This is a genomic window from Neobacillus sp. DY30 (assembly GCF_030123065.1).
Lineage (GTDB): Bacteria > Bacillota > Bacilli > Bacillales > Cytobacillaceae > Neobacillus.
Window position 1 is genome coordinate 3182542 of sequence record NZ_CP126093.1, and the last position, 16725, is coordinate 3199266.

General features: G+C 33.8%; 20 protein-coding genes and 3 pseudogenes. 15 read left to right on the forward strand and 8 right to left on the reverse strand.

Annotation, left to right across the window (positions count from 1 at the left end; all coding sequences use genetic code 11):
- The first annotated feature begins 88 nt into the window (after window positions 1-88).
- Window positions 89-682, forward strand: a complete 594-nt coding sequence (locus tag QNH29_RS15325; protein ID WP_283860261.1) for a dienelactone hydrolase family protein — start codon at window positions 89-91, stop codon at window positions 680-682.
- 202 nt (window positions 683-884) lie between these two features.
- On the opposite strand, the pseudogene QNH29_RS30455 reads toward QNH29_RS15325, so the two are convergent.
- Window positions 885-2088, reverse strand: a pseudogene (locus QNH29_RS30455) (IS110 family RNA-guided transposase).
- Window positions 2089-2636: 548 nt separating this feature from the next.
- Between QNH29_RS30455 and QNH29_RS15340 the strand changes: the two are divergent.
- Window positions 2637-3146 (forward strand): annotated as a pseudogene (locus QNH29_RS15340) (transposase); the annotation flags it as partial.
- Window positions 3147-3774: 628 nt separating this feature from the next.
- Here the strand turns inward: QNH29_RS15340 and QNH29_RS30460 are convergent.
- Window positions 3775-4314, reverse strand: a pseudogene (locus QNH29_RS30460) (undecaprenyl-diphosphatase).
- A 280-nt stretch (window positions 4315-4594) separates the two neighbouring features.
- On the opposite strand from QNH29_RS30460, the gene QNH29_RS15350 reads away from it, so the two are divergent.
- The 4 genes from QNH29_RS15350 (at window position 4595) to QNH29_RS15365 (ending at window position 6652) form a co-directional block, all read left to right on the forward strand.
- Complete coding sequence (locus QNH29_RS15350) at window positions 4595-4798, forward strand: DUF1657 domain-containing protein (protein ID WP_283860264.1); 204 nt, start codon at window positions 4595-4597, stop codon at window positions 4796-4798.
- Between the two features lie 101 nt (window positions 4799-4899).
- Entirely contained in the window at window positions 4900-5106 is a 207-nt protein-coding gene (locus tag QNH29_RS15355; RefSeq protein WP_283860265.1) for a DUF1657 domain-containing protein, read from the forward strand.
- A gap of 17 nt (window positions 5107-5123) precedes the next feature.
- Complete coding sequence (locus QNH29_RS15360) at window positions 5124-5984, forward strand: DUF421 domain-containing protein (protein WP_283860266.1); 861 nt, start codon at window positions 5124-5126, stop codon at window positions 5982-5984.
- A 203-nt stretch (window positions 5985-6187) separates the two neighbouring features.
- On the forward strand, window positions 6188-6652 hold the full coding sequence (locus tag QNH29_RS15365; protein ID WP_283860267.1) for a hypothetical protein: 465 nt from the start codon (window positions 6188-6190) through the stop codon (window positions 6650-6652).
- A gap of 83 nt (window positions 6653-6735) precedes the next feature.
- Here the strand turns inward: QNH29_RS15365 and QNH29_RS15370 are convergent, their stop codons facing one another.
- Window positions 6736-6894, reverse strand: coding sequence for a hypothetical protein (locus QNH29_RS15370; RefSeq protein WP_283860268.1), 159 nt, complete (start codon window positions 6892-6894; stop codon window positions 6736-6738).
- Between QNH29_RS15370 and QNH29_RS30465 the strand changes: the two genes are divergently transcribed.
- Window positions 6822-7022 carry a contact-dependent growth inhibition system immunity protein gene (locus QNH29_RS30465; RefSeq protein ID WP_481858728.1) on the forward strand — a complete coding sequence of 67 codons (201 nt, stop codon included), beginning with the start codon at window positions 6822-6824 and terminating at the stop codon, window positions 7020-7022. The two genes, QNH29_RS15370 and QNH29_RS30465, sit on opposite strands and share 73 nt — an antisense overlap.
- Before the next feature lie 298 nt (window positions 7023-7320).
- Here QNH29_RS30465 and QNH29_RS15375 read toward each other — a convergent pair whose 3' ends face one another.
- On the reverse strand, window positions 7321-7806 hold the full coding sequence (locus QNH29_RS15375; protein WP_283860269.1) for an RrF2 family transcriptional regulator: 486 nt from the start codon (window positions 7804-7806) through the stop codon (window positions 7321-7323).
- Window positions 7807-8012: 206 nt separating this feature from the next.
- Between QNH29_RS15375 and QNH29_RS15380 the strand changes: the two genes are divergently transcribed.
- From QNH29_RS15380 to QNH29_RS15410, 7 genes are all read left to right on the forward strand, one after another.
- On the forward strand, window positions 8013-8666 hold the full coding sequence (locus QNH29_RS15380; RefSeq protein WP_283860270.1) for an FMN-dependent NADH-azoreductase: 654 nt from the start codon (window positions 8013-8015) through the stop codon (window positions 8664-8666).
- A gap of 29 nt (window positions 8667-8695) precedes the next feature.
- A complete protein-coding gene (locus QNH29_RS15385; protein WP_283860271.1) occupies window positions 8696-9142 on the forward strand; it encodes a carboxymuconolactone decarboxylase family protein in 447 nt (148 codons plus the stop codon).
- 565 nt (window positions 9143-9707) lie between these two features.
- On the forward strand, window positions 9708-10820 hold the full coding sequence (locus QNH29_RS15390; protein WP_283860272.1) for a glycosyl hydrolase family 18 protein: 1113 nt from the start codon (window positions 9708-9710) through the stop codon (window positions 10818-10820).
- A 144-nt stretch (window positions 10821-10964) separates the two neighbouring features.
- The gene (locus tag QNH29_RS15395; protein WP_283860273.1) at window positions 10965-11450 is read left to right on the forward strand and encodes an AraC family transcriptional regulator; all 486 of its coding nucleotides are present in this window, start codon (window positions 10965-10967) and stop codon (window positions 11448-11450) included.
- 353 nt (window positions 11451-11803) lie between these two features.
- The gene (locus QNH29_RS15400) at window positions 11804-12034 is read left to right on the forward strand and encodes a hypothetical protein (protein WP_283860274.1); all 231 of its coding nucleotides are present in this window, start codon (window positions 11804-11806) and stop codon (window positions 12032-12034) included.
- Between the two features lie 228 nt (window positions 12035-12262).
- Window positions 12263-12628: a hypothetical protein gene (locus tag QNH29_RS15405; protein WP_283860275.1), complete on the forward strand. Its 366-nt coding sequence runs from the start codon at window positions 12263-12265 to the stop codon at window positions 12626-12628.
- A gap of 279 nt (window positions 12629-12907) precedes the next feature.
- The gene (locus tag QNH29_RS15410) at window positions 12908-13843 is read left to right on the forward strand and encodes a DUF5692 family protein (RefSeq protein WP_283860276.1); all 936 of its coding nucleotides are present in this window, start codon (window positions 12908-12910) and stop codon (window positions 13841-13843) included.
- A gap of 182 nt (window positions 13844-14025) precedes the next feature.
- Here the strand turns inward: QNH29_RS15410 and QNH29_RS15415 are convergent, their stop codons facing one another.
- Window positions 14026-14424 (reverse strand): YkvA family protein, encoded by a 399-nt coding sequence (locus QNH29_RS15415; RefSeq protein WP_283860277.1) that lies wholly within the window; start codon window positions 14422-14424, stop codon window positions 14026-14028.
- 211 nt (window positions 14425-14635) lie between these two features.
- Between QNH29_RS15415 and QNH29_RS15420 the strand changes: the two genes are divergently transcribed.
- Window positions 14636-15115, forward strand: a complete 480-nt coding sequence (locus QNH29_RS15420; RefSeq protein ID WP_283860278.1) for a hypothetical protein — start codon at window positions 14636-14638, stop codon at window positions 15113-15115.
- A gap of 264 nt (window positions 15116-15379) precedes the next feature.
- On the opposite strand, the gene QNH29_RS15425 is transcribed toward QNH29_RS15420, so the two are convergent.
- From QNH29_RS15425 to QNH29_RS15435, 3 genes are read right to left on the reverse strand one after another with little or no spacing between them, the layout of a single operon-like run.
- A complete protein-coding gene (locus tag QNH29_RS15425) occupies window positions 15380-15907 on the reverse strand; it encodes a permease (RefSeq protein WP_283860279.1) in 528 nt (175 codons plus the stop codon).
- On the reverse strand, window positions 15904-16386 hold the full coding sequence (locus QNH29_RS15430; protein WP_283860280.1) for a hypothetical protein: 483 nt from the start codon (window positions 16384-16386) through the stop codon (window positions 15904-15906). The genes QNH29_RS15425 and QNH29_RS15430 overlap by 4 nt, the downstream gene beginning before the upstream one ends.
- Window positions 16379-16720 (reverse strand): PadR family transcriptional regulator, encoded by a 342-nt coding sequence (locus tag QNH29_RS15435; protein ID WP_283860281.1) that lies wholly within the window; start codon window positions 16718-16720, stop codon window positions 16379-16381. Before QNH29_RS15435 ends, QNH29_RS15430 begins: the two co-directional genes overlap by 8 nt.
- Window positions 16721-16725 lie beyond the last annotated feature (5 nt).

The following is a 16725-nucleotide window of genomic DNA, read 5'->3' on the forward strand; positions in this document are numbered from 1 at the left end:
AACTAACGTAAGCAGGTTAGTGGAAGAAGGAATGATATAATTTGGTATTAATATGTATAATTTGAGTATCAGTTCAAGGGGCTACAAAATGATTCAAATAAATAAAAAGTCTGGTACTGTTATCATTGTTATACACGAAATTTATGGAATTAACCAACATATGAAGAGTTTTTGTGAATTACTATCAAAACAGAGTTTTGATGTCATTTGTCCAAATTTTTTAGAATCAGAGACACCTTTTGATTATTCTCAAGAGGAAGATGCTTACTGTAATTTTATGGAGAATGTAGGATTCACTCAAGCTATACATAAAATAAAAGATATATTATCAGATGTTAAAGATGAATACAAAAAAATATTTATCGTTGGGTTTAGTGTAGGGGCAACTGTTGCTTGGTTATGTAGTGAGGAAGAATGTGTCGATGGAATAGTTGGATACTATGGTTCACGTACTCAGGATTATGTAGAATTAACACCACAATGTCCTACAATACTATTCTTTCCGCAAGAAGAACAATCATTTAATGTGGACGAGTTAATTTTAACTTTAGATAAAAAGAATATCGAATTACATAAATATAACGGAACACACGGATTCAGTGACCCCTACTCTCCAAAATATAATGAAAAATCTGCACAAAAAGCATTTAGCGAATTGGTGAATTTTATTGTGAAACATTAATTAAATTAACTAAGGTGTTATTAAGCTAACTGGGTGCTTGAGTAAAAGAAATTAAGAAGGCTGTTGCGGCAGCCTTTTTCTTATTGTGCTACCATGAAAATTAACTTCTGTTAGAACCGAAAAATGGCAATACTTAAATAAACGCAGCTCATTCATCTTTTTAAAAGGGAGAGCGTCTGATCTTTGGCGGTTATATACTTGTTTAATGGATTAGGAAGCTTCTGTTATTGTAACCGAATAGCCTAAGTTTTCGTACAATAGATACCTGTCTTTGTTTATCAAAGTAGTCTTCGCCTAAGTCTACATACATTTCTTTTCTAATTAACAGGTAATATGCAATCCGCAATATTGCATGTGCAACTACTATTGCTGCTCTTTTGTTACCTTTTCGTCCTGCTTTTCGTCGATATAGTGCACCTAGATAGTTTTTAGAACCTCTCACTGATTGAGCTGCTTCAGTTAATGCTGATCTTAAATACTTATTTCCTTTTTTCGATCTAGTTGATTTTCTTTTTCCAGCACTTTCGTTATGTCCAGGTACGAGAGCTGCCCACGAACAAAGATGTGCCGCAGTTGGAAATTGTTTTTTAACATCAGTACCGATTTCAGCTAGAATTTGTTCAGCCATTCTTCTGGCGATTCCAGGTATCGAATCTAGTCTTTCAATATCTTCTTCATAAGTGCTAACTCGTTCGGCTATTTCTTGATCTAGCATTTCAATTTGCTCAGTTAGAAAATCAATGTGGGTTAAAATCGTCTTGAGCATTAAGCGTTGATGTGGGTTTACATAGCCCTGAAGTGCTAATTCAAGTTGTTCTTTTTCTTTTTCACTGTACGACGAGCGAAGTTTGCTAGTTTCTCAGGATCATCTTCGCCATCAGCGATAGCTCGAAGCATATCCTTTGAGGAAACCCCATAATATCAGAAACGACAGAGCCTAGTTTGATGTTGGCTCCTTCTAAAACTTTTTGAATCCGATTATGTTGTCTTGCACGTTCTTCTATAATACTACGGCGATAACGAACAAGTTCTCGCAGCTCTCTTTGAGTTCGATTTGGAATGAAACTCGCTTTGAGTAGACCATGGCGAAGAAGTTGTGCAATCCATTCGGCATCTTTAACGTCGGTCTTACGACCTGGGAGTGCCTTCATGTGTTGGGCGTTTACAACTAGAAACTCAATCCCTTCAGATTCTAGTAAGTTGACTATAGGTTTCCAATAAACACTCGTGCTTTCCATTGCTACATGTGTACAACCATGTTCTTTAACCCAGTCGATTAACTTGAGTAGAAAAACTGTTTTAGTAGAAAACGTTTGAATCTCCTTTCCATCAGGTGTCATAATACACGCAGTGATATTATCTTTATGAACATCCATACCACATGCTCTTTCAATGATTACATCCATTGAAATTCTTCCTTTCTAGGCTTATAAATTGGAGGCTGGTGCAACAATCAGAATAAGGATTAATCTACCATGAGTGCTTCCCGTAAGGGAGCGACAGTTTGTGGTGCACCGTGGTCGTTGGAGTCAGACTAACGGATGGGCTCTATGGCACCATAGTACATCGACCTTCCTCTCCAGCCTTAGGACAAGTATGGACGGATTCAATACATTTTCATTCTTTGTGGTGAAGAGCTGTTTTTAGTGATTCATGGATGGCTAACAGGTGCAATAGTGAAAAGGCAGCAGAAGTTTTCCGTTGCCTTTTGCCACCATTTCTAAAAATAATTTCTATGAAATAAAACCTAAATCATTTTGGAGATACGCTTCCCCAAGATAAACTTTAGTAGTTGGCATTTCAAGTTTACTCTTTTTAGTTTTTCTTTTTTCAAAATCCTCGATTTTGCCTGACTATAATCTTTATCAGAAATGGTTCTTGCGGAAGTTGAACACTTAAAATGATATCGATCTGCTTCCTGGACACTATTTTCTTTGAATCAATATTATAAGATGACTTGATACAAGAGAAGTTCGTAGAACTTGATAATAAGATTGATAACCTAATTGAACATATCCCTGGCGTTCAACAAATGTTAGCTATTAAGGGAGTAGGGAGAGATACGGTTGCCGGCTTCTTTGCGGAAGTTGGAAATCTTCAAGACTATAATCACCCTAGACAAATCATAAAGCTAGCTGGATTGAGCTTGAAGGAGAACACCTCTGGCAAGCATAAAGGACAAACAAAAATCACAAAACGAGGTAGGAAGAAGCTGAGGGCTCTCCTCTTCAGGGTTTGTATGATCATAGTCGCGAAGAATTCGGCCTTTAAAGCATTGCATACCTATTATACTCAACGCCCGGATAATCCACTCAAGAAAATGCAGTCTCTGATTGCCTTATGCAATAAGTTAATACGTTTATTCTTTGCCATTGGTAAGAAACAATTTGAGTTTAGTGAAGAGCGAATGTTAAAGGATATTCCTCATATGAGAGCAAACATAGAAGTTGAAAAAGCAGCTTAATTCAGTTGAAACAGTAAAGTAGAAAAGAGTTTTAGTTTTAAAAGTCTCGTACATTTGAAGCACGGATTAGTCAGCAAAGCAACTAAACTTCGGGCAATGACCCTGTGGGGCAGCATGACTGACATCCACCTCATGGAAAGGTTGGACGAAGGAATTTGAGAGCGAAGACTCTGTGAGACATGGGAGGGTTGACCTCCATGAGATATGTGGACATCCACCAGTGCGATCATATTTTTACTCATTTACCATTTTTTTAAATTCGTAGCTAAAGAGCAACAGTCTTTTTTCTTCGAAAGCCCAAATTTATCCTTACGAGATAAATCCAACCATAGTAGCGAGCATTTACTCAAAAATAACATTCTATAAAATACTGAGAAAGCTGGAGAAAACGTGAGTTTTCACTTTGTTTATTGAGGGAGATTAGTTGAACAAGTGTAACGAAAAGTCTTACTGTTTTTATGTCGATGTTTAAACCATATTGCGACAAAAAAGGAAGCGCCACTTAGACGCTTCAAAGAAGGAGAGCACCAATGAAAATCTATTGGTCTAGATAATTTTATCAAAAATTTCAGCTAAAACAGGTAATACCTAAAAAACTAAGGAAAGATTTACCTTGATGATCGATTCTTCATTCTTTAGCAGTATCTTTTATTACCCGTTCAATGATTGGATTCCAAATCCATCCTGTAATCTTTACTACTATGCTTGTTAAACTTCCTAGTATCGAACTGCCTAAAATATCCAAAGGGTAATGTTGTCCCATCCAAATTCGAGAGAATCCTGTTAGAATAGCGGCAAGGTACATCATACTACCTAAGAAACGCTTATAAAAAAACAGAAGTTGCCGCCGCAAATGCTAGAGTGGTGTGTTTACTTGGAAATGAAGAGCTCTTTTTGATGGAAATGGGGTAATAAATGAATCCAAAGATTCAAAAAAGGGCGTGGTTTAAAATAAAACAGTTTAATCAAATTATTTAAAACCAACGATAATCCAATGGAAATGATAGTAAATAAAGTGATTTTTTGTGTGAGTTATTGCGAAACCACATGAAGATTAATATAAATAGAAACAAAAACGAACTTTTTGAGAGAAGTTGATCACCAATGTGTCCCAAAGCTGATAACGACCAGCATTTTCATTAATCCTCTTAAATATCCTGTAGTCCATATAAATGTCTCCTTCGTCCCTATTCTTATATCAAGTGTAGTTTAGCTGTTTAAAAACGATTTATGTGTAACTCACCAAAACGGGTTAGGAAAGATGAGAAGTTTAAAGCCTTGCTCTTATATAGAGTGTCATCATATTGTTTTTTTAATATATATCCTTACAAAAAATTATGTAGTTCATCCATCTGTGCAGCTTCCTAATAATCTTTTCCAGTTATACTTAATACCTTTTATACAGAGAATACACCTGTAGCTCACTATCAAAAAGGGAGGAATGAAAAATGACAGTAGGAACTCAAGTAAGCCAAACTTTAGCTGGATTAAAAAGTGCACAAGCTAGCTTAGAAACATTTGCTTTAGGGACTGAAAATAAGCAGGCAAAACAGTTGTACCAAAACGCTGCTCAACAAACTCAATCAATTATTGACAGCTTAGAGCCCCGTCTTCAACAGATTCAAAAAGAAGAACCTCAATACAATCAGTGATGTATTTTTCTTGGGGTTAGCATTATGCTAACCCTTATCAAATTAAATTTACTATAAAATTCCCTTACTTCAATAAAAATTCTAATTTAAGGGGGATAAGGATGACTGTATATTCTAACGTAAAACAATGTTTAGCCTCGATTAATGGAATTGAAACACAACTATCAAATTTTGCATTAAATTCCCAGGATGAAAAAGCTCAACAAGCATTTCATCAGGCGATGTTATTAGTAGGAGAAGTAAAAAAAGAGCTACAAATTCGAGTTACAGAACTCGAATTTCAGGAACCTCAATATAAACCAACTTAAAGTTAAAGGTGATGAATGTGCCAGACTGGATTGATGTTTTAATACGAGGAATTTTGTGTATAGTCGTATTATTTATGATGACCAAACTATTAGGTTCAAAACAGATTGCTCAGCTTTCCTTTTTTGAATATATCTCAGGGATTACTATCGGGAGCGTAGCTGGTGAAGTTATTACTGGGTTAGACAAAAATATTTCACATGGAGTAATCGTAATTTTACTTTTCGGTGGTGTAACTTATGCTGTAGACTTTTTTTCCTTAAAAAGCAAAAAATTTAGAGATTTTGCTGAAGGAAAAGCAAATGTTTTTATTAAAGATGGAAAAGTTATGGAAGATAGTTTAAAAAAAGAACATTACACCATTGATGATTTAAATGCCTTACTTAGGAGAAAAAATGTATTTAAAGTTGCCGATGTAGAGTTCGCAGTCTTAGAACAAAACGGTGATTTAAATGTTCTTTTGAAAAAAGAAAACCAACCACTAACTCCCAAAGATTTAAATATAAAGGTTGGAAATGAAAAGGCACCTCAAACAGTCATTATGGATGGACAAATTTTAGATAATTCTCTTGAACAAGCAAAACAGACCCGCCAATGGCTTAATATAGAATTAGAAAAACTCGGAGTAACACTTGATAATGTATTCTTGGGACAAGTAGATTCTTATGGACAATTAACAATTGATGTTTATGATGATAAAATCAATGTCCCATCGCCCCAACTACAACCATTATTAATGTCTATGTTAAAAAAGAGTCAGGCTGACCTGGAATCTTTTGCATTACAAACGGATGCTGAAAATACAAAAAAAATGTATATAGAAACTTCCAAAAAGATACAAGAAGCAATCGATTTACTTACACCTTATCTGAAAGGGTAAAAATACATGTAAAGGAAACATAATCACACTTCATATGCAAGATTGTGAAATATTGCACTTAAACTATAGGGTGCAATAGTTAAAGATAATGATCGCAGCGGCGGTCATTATCCTGCCCCGTTAGTTCAACAAGAACACTGCTAATGCAATAAAAAATATCATATAGGCAAACCTAACCATATAAAAATATGGGAGTGGTTGCTATGAATAAAGTCGTGCTAATGTTATTCACTTTATTTTTTTTAACTGCTGGAAATGCTTCGGCTACTAATGTTACAGAAGTAGGAGGCGAGAAATATGAAGTAAAGGACCAAGCTACAAAGATGTTTATATATGACACAATGCAGGTATGGGTGCATCACAGCTTAGTGGATTATTACCATAATAAATATCAGGCAGACTCCATAAGTTTGGGAGAACTTAAACCTGAAGGAATACGTATTTGGATAAAGCAGCTTGGACCAAGTGAAAACGAAGGAATATACACCCATCTTATAAAAATCTCTTTACAACGTGATGAATTGATTATTAATAATAAGAAAAAAATAAAAACAGAAGATACTTTTTCTTATGCGGTTAATGCAAACTTACTCTCACTTTGCCCTGAATCTGGTAAGTCTGAAAAGGAATTTAAATTAATCAATTCTTATCATAAAGTGCGGCCGTAACTGGTGGCACTTTTATTTATTAAAGTTTTAGACAAAAGTTAATGATTAATACGAACATATTGAGTAGTAAATGGCATCTGTTCCTACTCACCACCATCGCCATCATCAATCTCATCTCCACCATCATCATTATTAGTATCGAAAAAATCGTTGATTTTGTTGATAATAGTTGTATCTTTGTTATCTAAATTGTTTCGATGTAAAAAGTCTCCGAGAGAACGGTTTAAAATATCTGGTTCCATTAACACTTGAAGCACTTGTAACAAATCCTTTTGTCGAAGGGGATTTATTTATGGGAGACTTACTTGCACAAATCTTAAAAGTCGATAAGGCTTCTGGAATGAGAATGAAGATTTATTATTTGAACTAAATGAAATAATTTCTTTAGAAAATCAACAATAAAAACACTTAGGTATTACAATTGAACGTGTAAAGCTGATTTCCGAAGAGTTATGTGAAGAAGAGGATCAACAATAACTTTTCCTTGTTAAATTAACTTTGTGCAAGAGTGTAAGAAGGGCTGCCATCAAAGGCAACTTTTGTTATTGAACAAACGGAGAAGGTCGAGTAAAAGGTATGAAATACCCTTCACTTTAGTGCATCATTTGACTAATTTTGCAAAAAAACCTCTCTAAATCCCTGTCAATTTAGGAATTTCAGAGAGGTTTTTAGCTCTTCGAAAAATATTTCTGAGTACCTTCACGTATTTGTTTGGGTAAGACACGATCAAGCTCTTCATTTAACCATGATAGTGTTTTACTACGCAAGTAATCACGCATTTTTTCTTCTGCAGAGAGCATAACTAAATTGATAGTGCAAGAAGAGGGGGCTGAACAGCAGTTTTCTCTATACAAATATCCATTGTCTTTAATATTTTTGCATTGAAAAATAGGTTTAGGACCTTCAATTGCTTCAATTACATCCCAAAAGGAAATATCTTCTGGGGACTTCAATAACCTATATCCTCCCTTTACACCAGGTACAGAACTTACAATGCCAGCCTTAGATAATTTACCAAAAACTTTTGAAAGAAATGTTTCAGAAAGACCTTGGAATTCTGCCAAATCCTTTATCCCAACACTTTCATTGGAAGGAACATCGATTAAATAAACCAGACAATGTAAAGCATATTCAACTCCGACACTATACTGCATATAAACTCACCTGCTTTTAATTTTTAAGGGTATCAAATTGTATCATAGGAATATTTAGAGTGTTAGTCAAATAAAAGGGTTCTCATTTTGGGAAAATCATATTCAATTGACAAAAATAATTATAGCGTTTATTATAGACAATATTAATCGGCGATTCCATTAGTCTTTAATTGGAACCTAAAATTCATTTTAAAGGGGAAATAAAAATGAACAAAACACTTATTATTAACGCACATCCAAAAATAGATGATACTTCTTCAGTTAGCTTGCAAGTTTTTAACTACTTTTTGAAAGCTTATAAAGGATTAATTCAAGATAGCGAAGTAATTGAACAGATTAACTTGTACAGTGATGTAGTGCCGATGATAGATAAAACGGTTTTAAGTGCATGGGAAAAACAACGAAAAGAACAGGAGCTTACTGACCAAGAACAAAAAGTAACGGAGCGTATGTCCGAGATCTTACAACAATTTAAAAGTGCAAAAACGTATGTCATCGTTTTACCTCTGCATAATTTTAATATTCCATCAAAGTTAAAAGATTATATGGACAATATCATGATCGCACGTGAAACTTTTAAATATACTGAAAATGGCTCAGTGGGTCTACTTAAAGACGGACGAAGAATGCTTGTCATCCAAGCAAGTGGAGGAATCTATACAAATAATGATTGGTATACAGAAGTTGAATATTCTCACAAATACCTGAAATCAATGTTTAATTTTCTCGGGATTGAAGATTATCAAATCATTCGTGTACAAGGAACTAATTTATTAGGGCAAAATGAGGTATTACAAAAAGCATATAAAGAAGTTGAGGAAGCTGCTTCAAGATTAGCACCTAAATTAATTCTGTCTTAAAGGAAAAGAATAATAAGGAGGTCATTGAATTGGAACAACGAGTTGATTATTACAATGTAGCACCAGAAGCACTTAAAATAATGATGGAAATGGAGAAGTATACGAAAACAACTGGTATAGATCGGAAAGTTCGTGAACTTATAAAAATACGGGCTTCTCAAATAAATGGGTGTGCATATTGTATTAACATGCATACAGCAGATGCTAGAAAAATGGGCGAAACGGAGCAACGTTTATATTGTATCAGCGCTTGGAAAGAGTGTGAATTCTATACAGAAGCAGAAAAAGTAGCTTTAGAGTTAACTGAGCATGTGACATTGATACCGACTATGCGTGTACCTGATGTATTGTATAATCGTGTGCGTAGACACTACACAGAAAAAGAATATTTGGACCTTATTATTCTAATAAACCAAATAAATAGTTGGAACAGGATTTCAATTTCTATGGGAAATATTGCAACTTTAGCGATATGATATTAATATTTCTTTTTAATAACCTGTTAAAACTGAATGTCGATTTCACTGTGTTTGGAAATAAGCGGAGAATTTCCGTTTATCTTGGGAAATACCCATATTTCCTTAAAAATAGATTTTCCGCTTATCTAATCTAAACCTTGGGATTTTGTCTTTTTTAAAGCAGTTAACCGGAATATCTCCGCTTATATCGGCTTCTTAAGCTGCCTCTATAAACATTAGCCGGAAATTTTCCGCCTATTTATTCTCAGCACTACAGGAAAATCAAACAATGAATAATAACAGAGCCGTTAATAAAAATACCCTATCTATGATGATATGGTATTTTTATTGTGAACTGCACCCGAATTGTTGGACACTTTCTACACAATGAGGGGTATAGTTTTTTATGTCAATTTTAATGGAATTAACAATGAAAAAAGGTTGCTAATGCCGTGTCAATTTTGCCAACTAAATTTAGTAGTTGTCTTTTCCTGATACCTGTAAGAGGGGAAGTCAAATTCGTGTATATTTTGCAAGTTTTCTAATCAACTTAAGAACTATACAAATTAGAAGAAGGTGTAGTATGGCAAAAAAATGGTATCGGTCATTATTCACCATCATTTCATTAAGCATGGTCTTTATTCTAATGTCTTCCTGCGGTCAGTCACAAAGAATAGATGAAAATGATAGTACGAATAAAACTCCTCGCGAGGTTTTAGGTTTTTACACTGAACAGGAAGGATCGTTAGCAGGTTCTCAACCTACAGTTAATTCACATTTCACTAATTTAAGTATCATTGCACCCTTTTGGTATAAACTCGATGATAACCGACCAGGTCATCTTATTGAGTCGGTTACAACAGATCATAAAAAAATGGTTATTCAGAGTGCTCATGAAAAAAAACTTAAGGTATATATGGTTGTACATAATCTCTTTTATGAAACCGTAGAAAAGGGCAAGCAGGTAGCGAGTAATGTACTCATCAACGATAGTAACCGCAATGTTTTCATTCAGAACTTACGCAATGAAATGAGTCAGTTTAAATATGATGGTATTAATATTGACATGGAAAATTTAAATTTGACTGACCGGGATTCCTTTAGTCGGTTGATAAAAGAATTATCTGATGCTTTGCACCGTGATGGAAAAGTAGTTACGGTTTCAGTCCCGGCAAACACAGGTGATTCCCGTGCTAATCCCTGGTCACCGTGGTTTGATTACGAAAAACTTGGTCGATATTCAGATGGGTTAATGATTATGACATACGATGAACACAATCCCAGAACAACACCTGGGTCAACAGCATCAGTCGATTGGACAGAAGCAACGATTCATTATGCTTTGAAACAGGGGGTACCACCTTCAAAAATTTTACTTGGTATCGCAGGTTATGGATGGGACTGGGATACCACAGCAGACAAAGCCGTGTATAGCTCCTATGCACAGTTAATGGATCATAAAAAAAAATATAAAGCTAAAGTTATATGGGACTCCCGTTCGCAAACACCTCATTTCAGCTACGTTGATAAAGATCAACATAACCACCAGGTATGGTTTGAGAATAGTCATAGTCTCCGGTTTAAGCTAAACCTTGTAGAAAAATATAACTTACGGGGAATCGGTATTTGGCGGCTAGGTTTGGAAGACCCAATGTACTGGTCGATTATACCCGAGAAAATAAAAGTAAAAAAGTGATGGTATGGTCTCAAAAATCTATTGAGATGGCTGCGGCGAATCGCTTTTACTTATTGCACGAAAGAAGCAGGTTAGCACACAAGAAGGACTTATAGAAATGAATAGAGAATTAAGAATTATTACCGCATTTAGGAGTTGAGAGGAATGAATATTTTAATAGAAGAATTACCCGAATATGAGGTTGCGTTTTTCAGACATGTTGGAAGTTATTTTGAACCAAATGGGGAACATTGGGGAAAATTATTAAATTGGGCAATAAATAATGGACTCTTACCACCTCAACAATCTTTCATAGGAATTTCTTTAGATAATCCCGATTTAGTAGAAGGTCATAATTGTCGTCACGATGCCTGCGTTACTATACCTGATGGTTTTGACAAAGAAATACATAAAAATATGCGATTTAGAAAGTTAGATGGTGGGAAGTACGCTTTGTATCAATATTATGGAACTCCTGGTATGTTGAATATTGGATATAAATGTATGTATGAAGAATGGTTACCTAATAGTGACTATGAACCTGATTACGATAGACATAACCTTGAATTTAGTATGAATAATCCTGCTGAAGACCCAGAAGGGAAATCTAAGGTTCATTTATATGTACCCGTAAAAAAAAGAATATCTTGAACTAATGGGTGCTTTAGTCAAAGTTGATGATCGCTGCGGCGGTCTTTTTTCTTTTTGTTCAAACGTGGCAGGTTAGTGAAAGAAGAACATAATAAACACAGTGTATTTGGAAAACACTAATTTTTAAATACTCAACGTTTTAGGCGGTTCAAATGACCAAAAGGTATAAGACTATTTTAATTATGATAATAACAATATTACATTTATTTTTGGCTGGAAAATAAAACCTTTACATTTTCACTAACGGAGAGCTTTACTTCATTAAGAAGTAGAGCCTTTTCCTTATGCAAGTAACTGTGCAGAATAGTTAAAGAAGATATTAAAAAAATTATTTAATAACCGAGGGGAAATTTATGAAAATAATTACTATTGGCATAATAATGGTTGTTGTTGGATGTAGCATTTTAGGGTGGCTAATTAAAGAAGCCTACAAAAATAATAAGGATGAAAGTACAAAAAATAAAATTCTGTATTTATTATGGATAATATTAGGTGTCTTACTAGATACAAGTGGATTAATCATTATCTTTGGTCTTATTTTATTAGGAGTTCTTTTAATAATCTATTACCCACTCTTCAACTAACGAGTGCGATTGTTCAATAAGAGTAGTCGTTTTTTCTTATTCAAGTAACGAACCAGGTTAGTTGAATAAGAAGAACTGGGCTGTTTTCGTAAGAATGAGATGGAGCTCCTTTTTTTGCTAAAAGGCAGATCAATTCAATAAGAAAACCCTTCCAAACAGTAGATTCAATGACAACTTTGGTGTAAAATTACACTAAGTGATTTAGGTGATATTTTGGGGGGAGTTAATTTGGTAAAAAGGAAAAATAATTTTTACAAGGGGTTCTTCATTTACCTTGTTTTATCTATACTACTAAATTTATTGTTTATGTTTTTATTAAAAAAACAGGCAGAACACTTAGCATCTGACCTTTTGCATTTAATCCCCACTAGTATATTCAATGCAATAGTAGAAGCAATTTCACCAATGTTTCCCGACATACTTTTCCTTCTACCGATTGGTTTAACTGATGCAATAATTGGCGGATTTATTGGTTTAATAGTAGGTGGGTATCTTAGGAATAAATCAAAAGGAATCATATACACTTTCCTAATTATATCCTTTGCTATTTTTGAATTTTTGGATGTGAAATTTATTCCCTTATTTACGACCTAAATAGAACATTCTAACGGGTAGCGATGCTTCAATAAACGAAGGGTTGCTCTTCTTTATTCATAGTCAAATGATTGATCGGCTTGATTTTGATTATACAACTAGAGATTTTAATGAAAATGATGTTAATTCATGGATTAAGCAAGAGGCTAATACTTTTTTAAGGAATAAACTATCTTCAATAATCTTCAGCAGATAGTATAGTAGGATTGTTTAATAAACAAAATGCATATATTATTAATGAATTCTCTACTACTTTGGAAGATTAAAGGCGGATGCCATATGTTACTATTTGACCACATTCCTTGGTATTCAATTTTCATGTGGGTTATAGTGGTTTTTGTCCTGATACTTGTAAATGAAATGGCTCGTAGGAGTACATGGACCACGCTATTTTTGTTCTTAGTAATTCCAATTTTACTTGCTATTTTGATTTGGCCAAAAACGGCAGGTAAAGGTTCGAATATCGGAACCTGGTTTAACTACATAAAAGTTTGTTCCTCTTTAGTGGGATGCCTAGTTTTTTTAGCAATAAGATTCATTAAGGGACTTAGTAAAAATAAATATATGTTGATACTCCCAGCAATTATATTAATGCTGAATATCCTTTTTGCTATTATTCGTGATTTTCAAGTTTACCACTTACATGGGGTGGTAAATGGAGTTATGATGGTGGGCGGACCTTGGAACATCATGAATGGAATCGCAGGTATTTTAAACATTTTAACTATTTCAGGTTGGATGGGCATTATAATCAGTAAAAATAAATATAGAGATATGGTTTGGCCAGATCAATTGTGGTTCTGGATTATAGCATATAATTTATGGAACTTCGCCTATGTTTATAATTGTGTTTCTGATCATTCTTACTATGCGGGTGCTGCCTTATTAATGTCGTCTGTGATTCCTGCGTTTTTAATAAAAAATGGAGCGTGGCTGCAACACCGTGCACAGACTTTGGCTATTTGGATGTTATTTATAATGTCAAATCCAGCATTTGTAGAAGATTCAAAATTCGCTGTACAATCATCCCATAATAAGGGAGCTCTTTGGCTTGTAAGTTTCATTTCACTAACAATAAATATTATAGTTTTTACTTTTCACATGTATACGATTTTGAAAAATAAACGGAATCTTTTAAAGGAGGAGGTTTATATAGAATTATCTGCTTATAAAAATATCGTGGAAAGTAATAGAGATTCGGATAAACTTCGTTAAAATTATTTAAATATTCAGATAGAAAATTGTTAATCAGAATTTACAGTAATCTTGTGTACTTCAACTAACGGATGCGCGCCTTGGAAGAAGGGCATCGCTTTTCATATTCGACTAACGAAGCAGTTTAGCTGAAGAAAGGATATGCATAGAAGCATATCCCTGACTGTTATTTATAAGTTTTTTCAATAAAAAATACCGTATAATACTTTACCAAGCCAAATCGTAAGTAAAATCCAAATCATAATGAATAATACGGCAACAAACCAGTTTTTGGGCTTACCACTTTTCCTAATTTCTTCTGCCTTTTCTCTGTTCTCTTCAATAATGTAAGATGGTATTAATTTTAGTGCGAGTGAAATGCCCAAGGGAACAATAATTAGGTCGTCTAGATATCCCAATACAGGAATGAAGTCAGGAATCAAATCGATTGGACTAAAAGCATAAGCAACAACACAAATAGCAACCAATTTAGCGTACCAAGGTACTCTATTATCTTTGTATGATAAATAAAGAACAAATAAATTTATTTTTAGTTTTTTTGCGTAGCTTTTTAATTTTGTTAAAGTATTTTCTTGTTCCATCTAACTCCCCCTTGTTAGTAATAATTATAAAGTAAAATAAGAGAGAGATGAAACAATTAATTGGGTTAGTGCTTGTTCAACTATCGGGCAGGTTAGTTGAACAACACAAGACCTTATCTCGATATTTTTTTGAAAGTATTATTCTTTAAGAATAATACCTAACGGGAATGAAATAATAAAAAGTAATAAGCAGTAAAAGAGGTTGATTACTTTGCTAAATAAAATAGTATTATGGACTATATTAATTGCTCCATGGTTCACATTATTTTTAGTTAAGAAGGAAAATATAAAACGCTTTATGCCTGCAGCAATGTGTGCCTCCTATTTAATGATCATTTATAACGTGGTTGCCAATAATCAAAAACATTGGGTAATTAATGAGACGATTATTCCGTGGTTAAAACCTTTATTTGTTTCTGGTGTATTTGGTGCTTTTCCAGTAATAACTTTATGGGTTTTTGATTATGCTTATGGAAATTTTCGGAAGTATCTTGTTACTAACATCATCATAGATTTCATGTTTGCTGTTTTTCCTATACATTATTTGTTTCAAGAAGTATTAGGAATCTATGAGCTAGTTAACATTACTCTATGGGGGCGTTTTTTCCTATTTGTCTTTTTTTCCATTGTTATTTATGGTTATTATAAGTGGCAAGAGGATATGTTCCATTCAAAACCTAAAAGAACGTAATACTAATCCCGATTTAGGTGACATTAGTTTAGAGGAACAAAAAATAAGCCCTCAATGGAGGACTTTTTTTGATTAACTACTTTTATTTTTTTATTAATTCATCAAGGCACAAGAAATACACTTAAATAAACGGGGGATTTTAGTGGAAGAAGGAATTAATGCGAGTTGAAGAAGGGAATTAAAAAGAGGATGCAGTGCATACTGTATCCACATTATTCCCTAGTATTTCTCCGTGAAAAGTCCAACTCTTAATTCGATCTAAATCTAAAAGTCTTTAGTTATATCATACTTTAACAATTGTCGATGTTTATAAAATTTCTCAAACACAATACCCATTAAATAGAAAAATAACAAACCAAAACAAATGTGAATGAGTGTAAACTTAACTCCAAAAGAAGCAAATTCATATACAATAACCGGTAATTTTGCAGTTGTCCAAACTCCTAAAAAAAATACAATATAGCGTATGCTTGCTCCTTTTTTTAATAAAAGTGCGGCAATCGGAAAAGCTACGTAGAGGGGACCAACTGCAATTACTCCTAATATTAGGGAGAACAAAATGCCATAGATGCCGGAGTTCCTCCCCATATATCTAATTAGTGTTTCTTTCTCCACCCATTTATCAAGCAAACCTATGAATATTAAGACAGGAGGGAGTAGAAACAGCATATCTAAAATGCTTTTACCTGTTAATTGAAATGCTTTCCATCCCACCGATTGGTTTATAAAAGTAAGGATAATGAGCCCAAATAATAAAATGAAAAAGAAACGATATCTTATTAATCCATTCATCCCATCACCACCCAAATAATATATGAAAATAATAGAGACATTAACACTGCAGATGCATTGCGAGAATAGGCAAAACTTCGCCCAAATATCTTTTGTTCCATTGGTAAAGTTGTGATTCCTACTGACATTAATGTAGACATTAATACAGCTACTTGAGGGAGTCCTGCACCATTTTGGACTAATGTATGTCCAAGAGGAAATACAACAAAGCTTGGAACTAATGCAATAGATCCAATTAATGCTGAATAAACAATACCAGTCAATCCAGATTTTTCTCCAATGATTGAAGAAATTAAGGATGGAGTTAATATTGATAGTGATATTCCAACGAAAAGCATAATTGATAACATGTCAGGAATAATATTACGAAAGCTTTTCCATGACTTTAATAGAGCATCTCTTGTTTTATTTCGATCTTTTTTAAAAGAAATACTTAGAAGAATAATAGCCATCGCATAAAGGATAGTACCATTAATCATGATTAGACTCCTTCCATTCTTTGTATTTATTTAAGAAAAATGATAAATTCTTCATTTTTTCTTCAATATCTATTTGAAAATCTTCTAATTTTCTTTTTCCAACTGTAGTAATTTTGTACATTTTTATCAGCTTATCTTGATTAGATGTGTCCAAATAAGACTCAACAGCACCTTCTTTCTCTAATGTTTTTAATGTGCGATAAAGAATGGCACTATCAATTGGATTGATGGGAAGCGCTTCTTCACATTTCTGCAGAAGTCTCCCACCATAGCTATCTCCCTCTGTTAAAAACAGCAGAAGAAATGCACCTGTATGTCTCCCTGTATGTTTCATGAAAT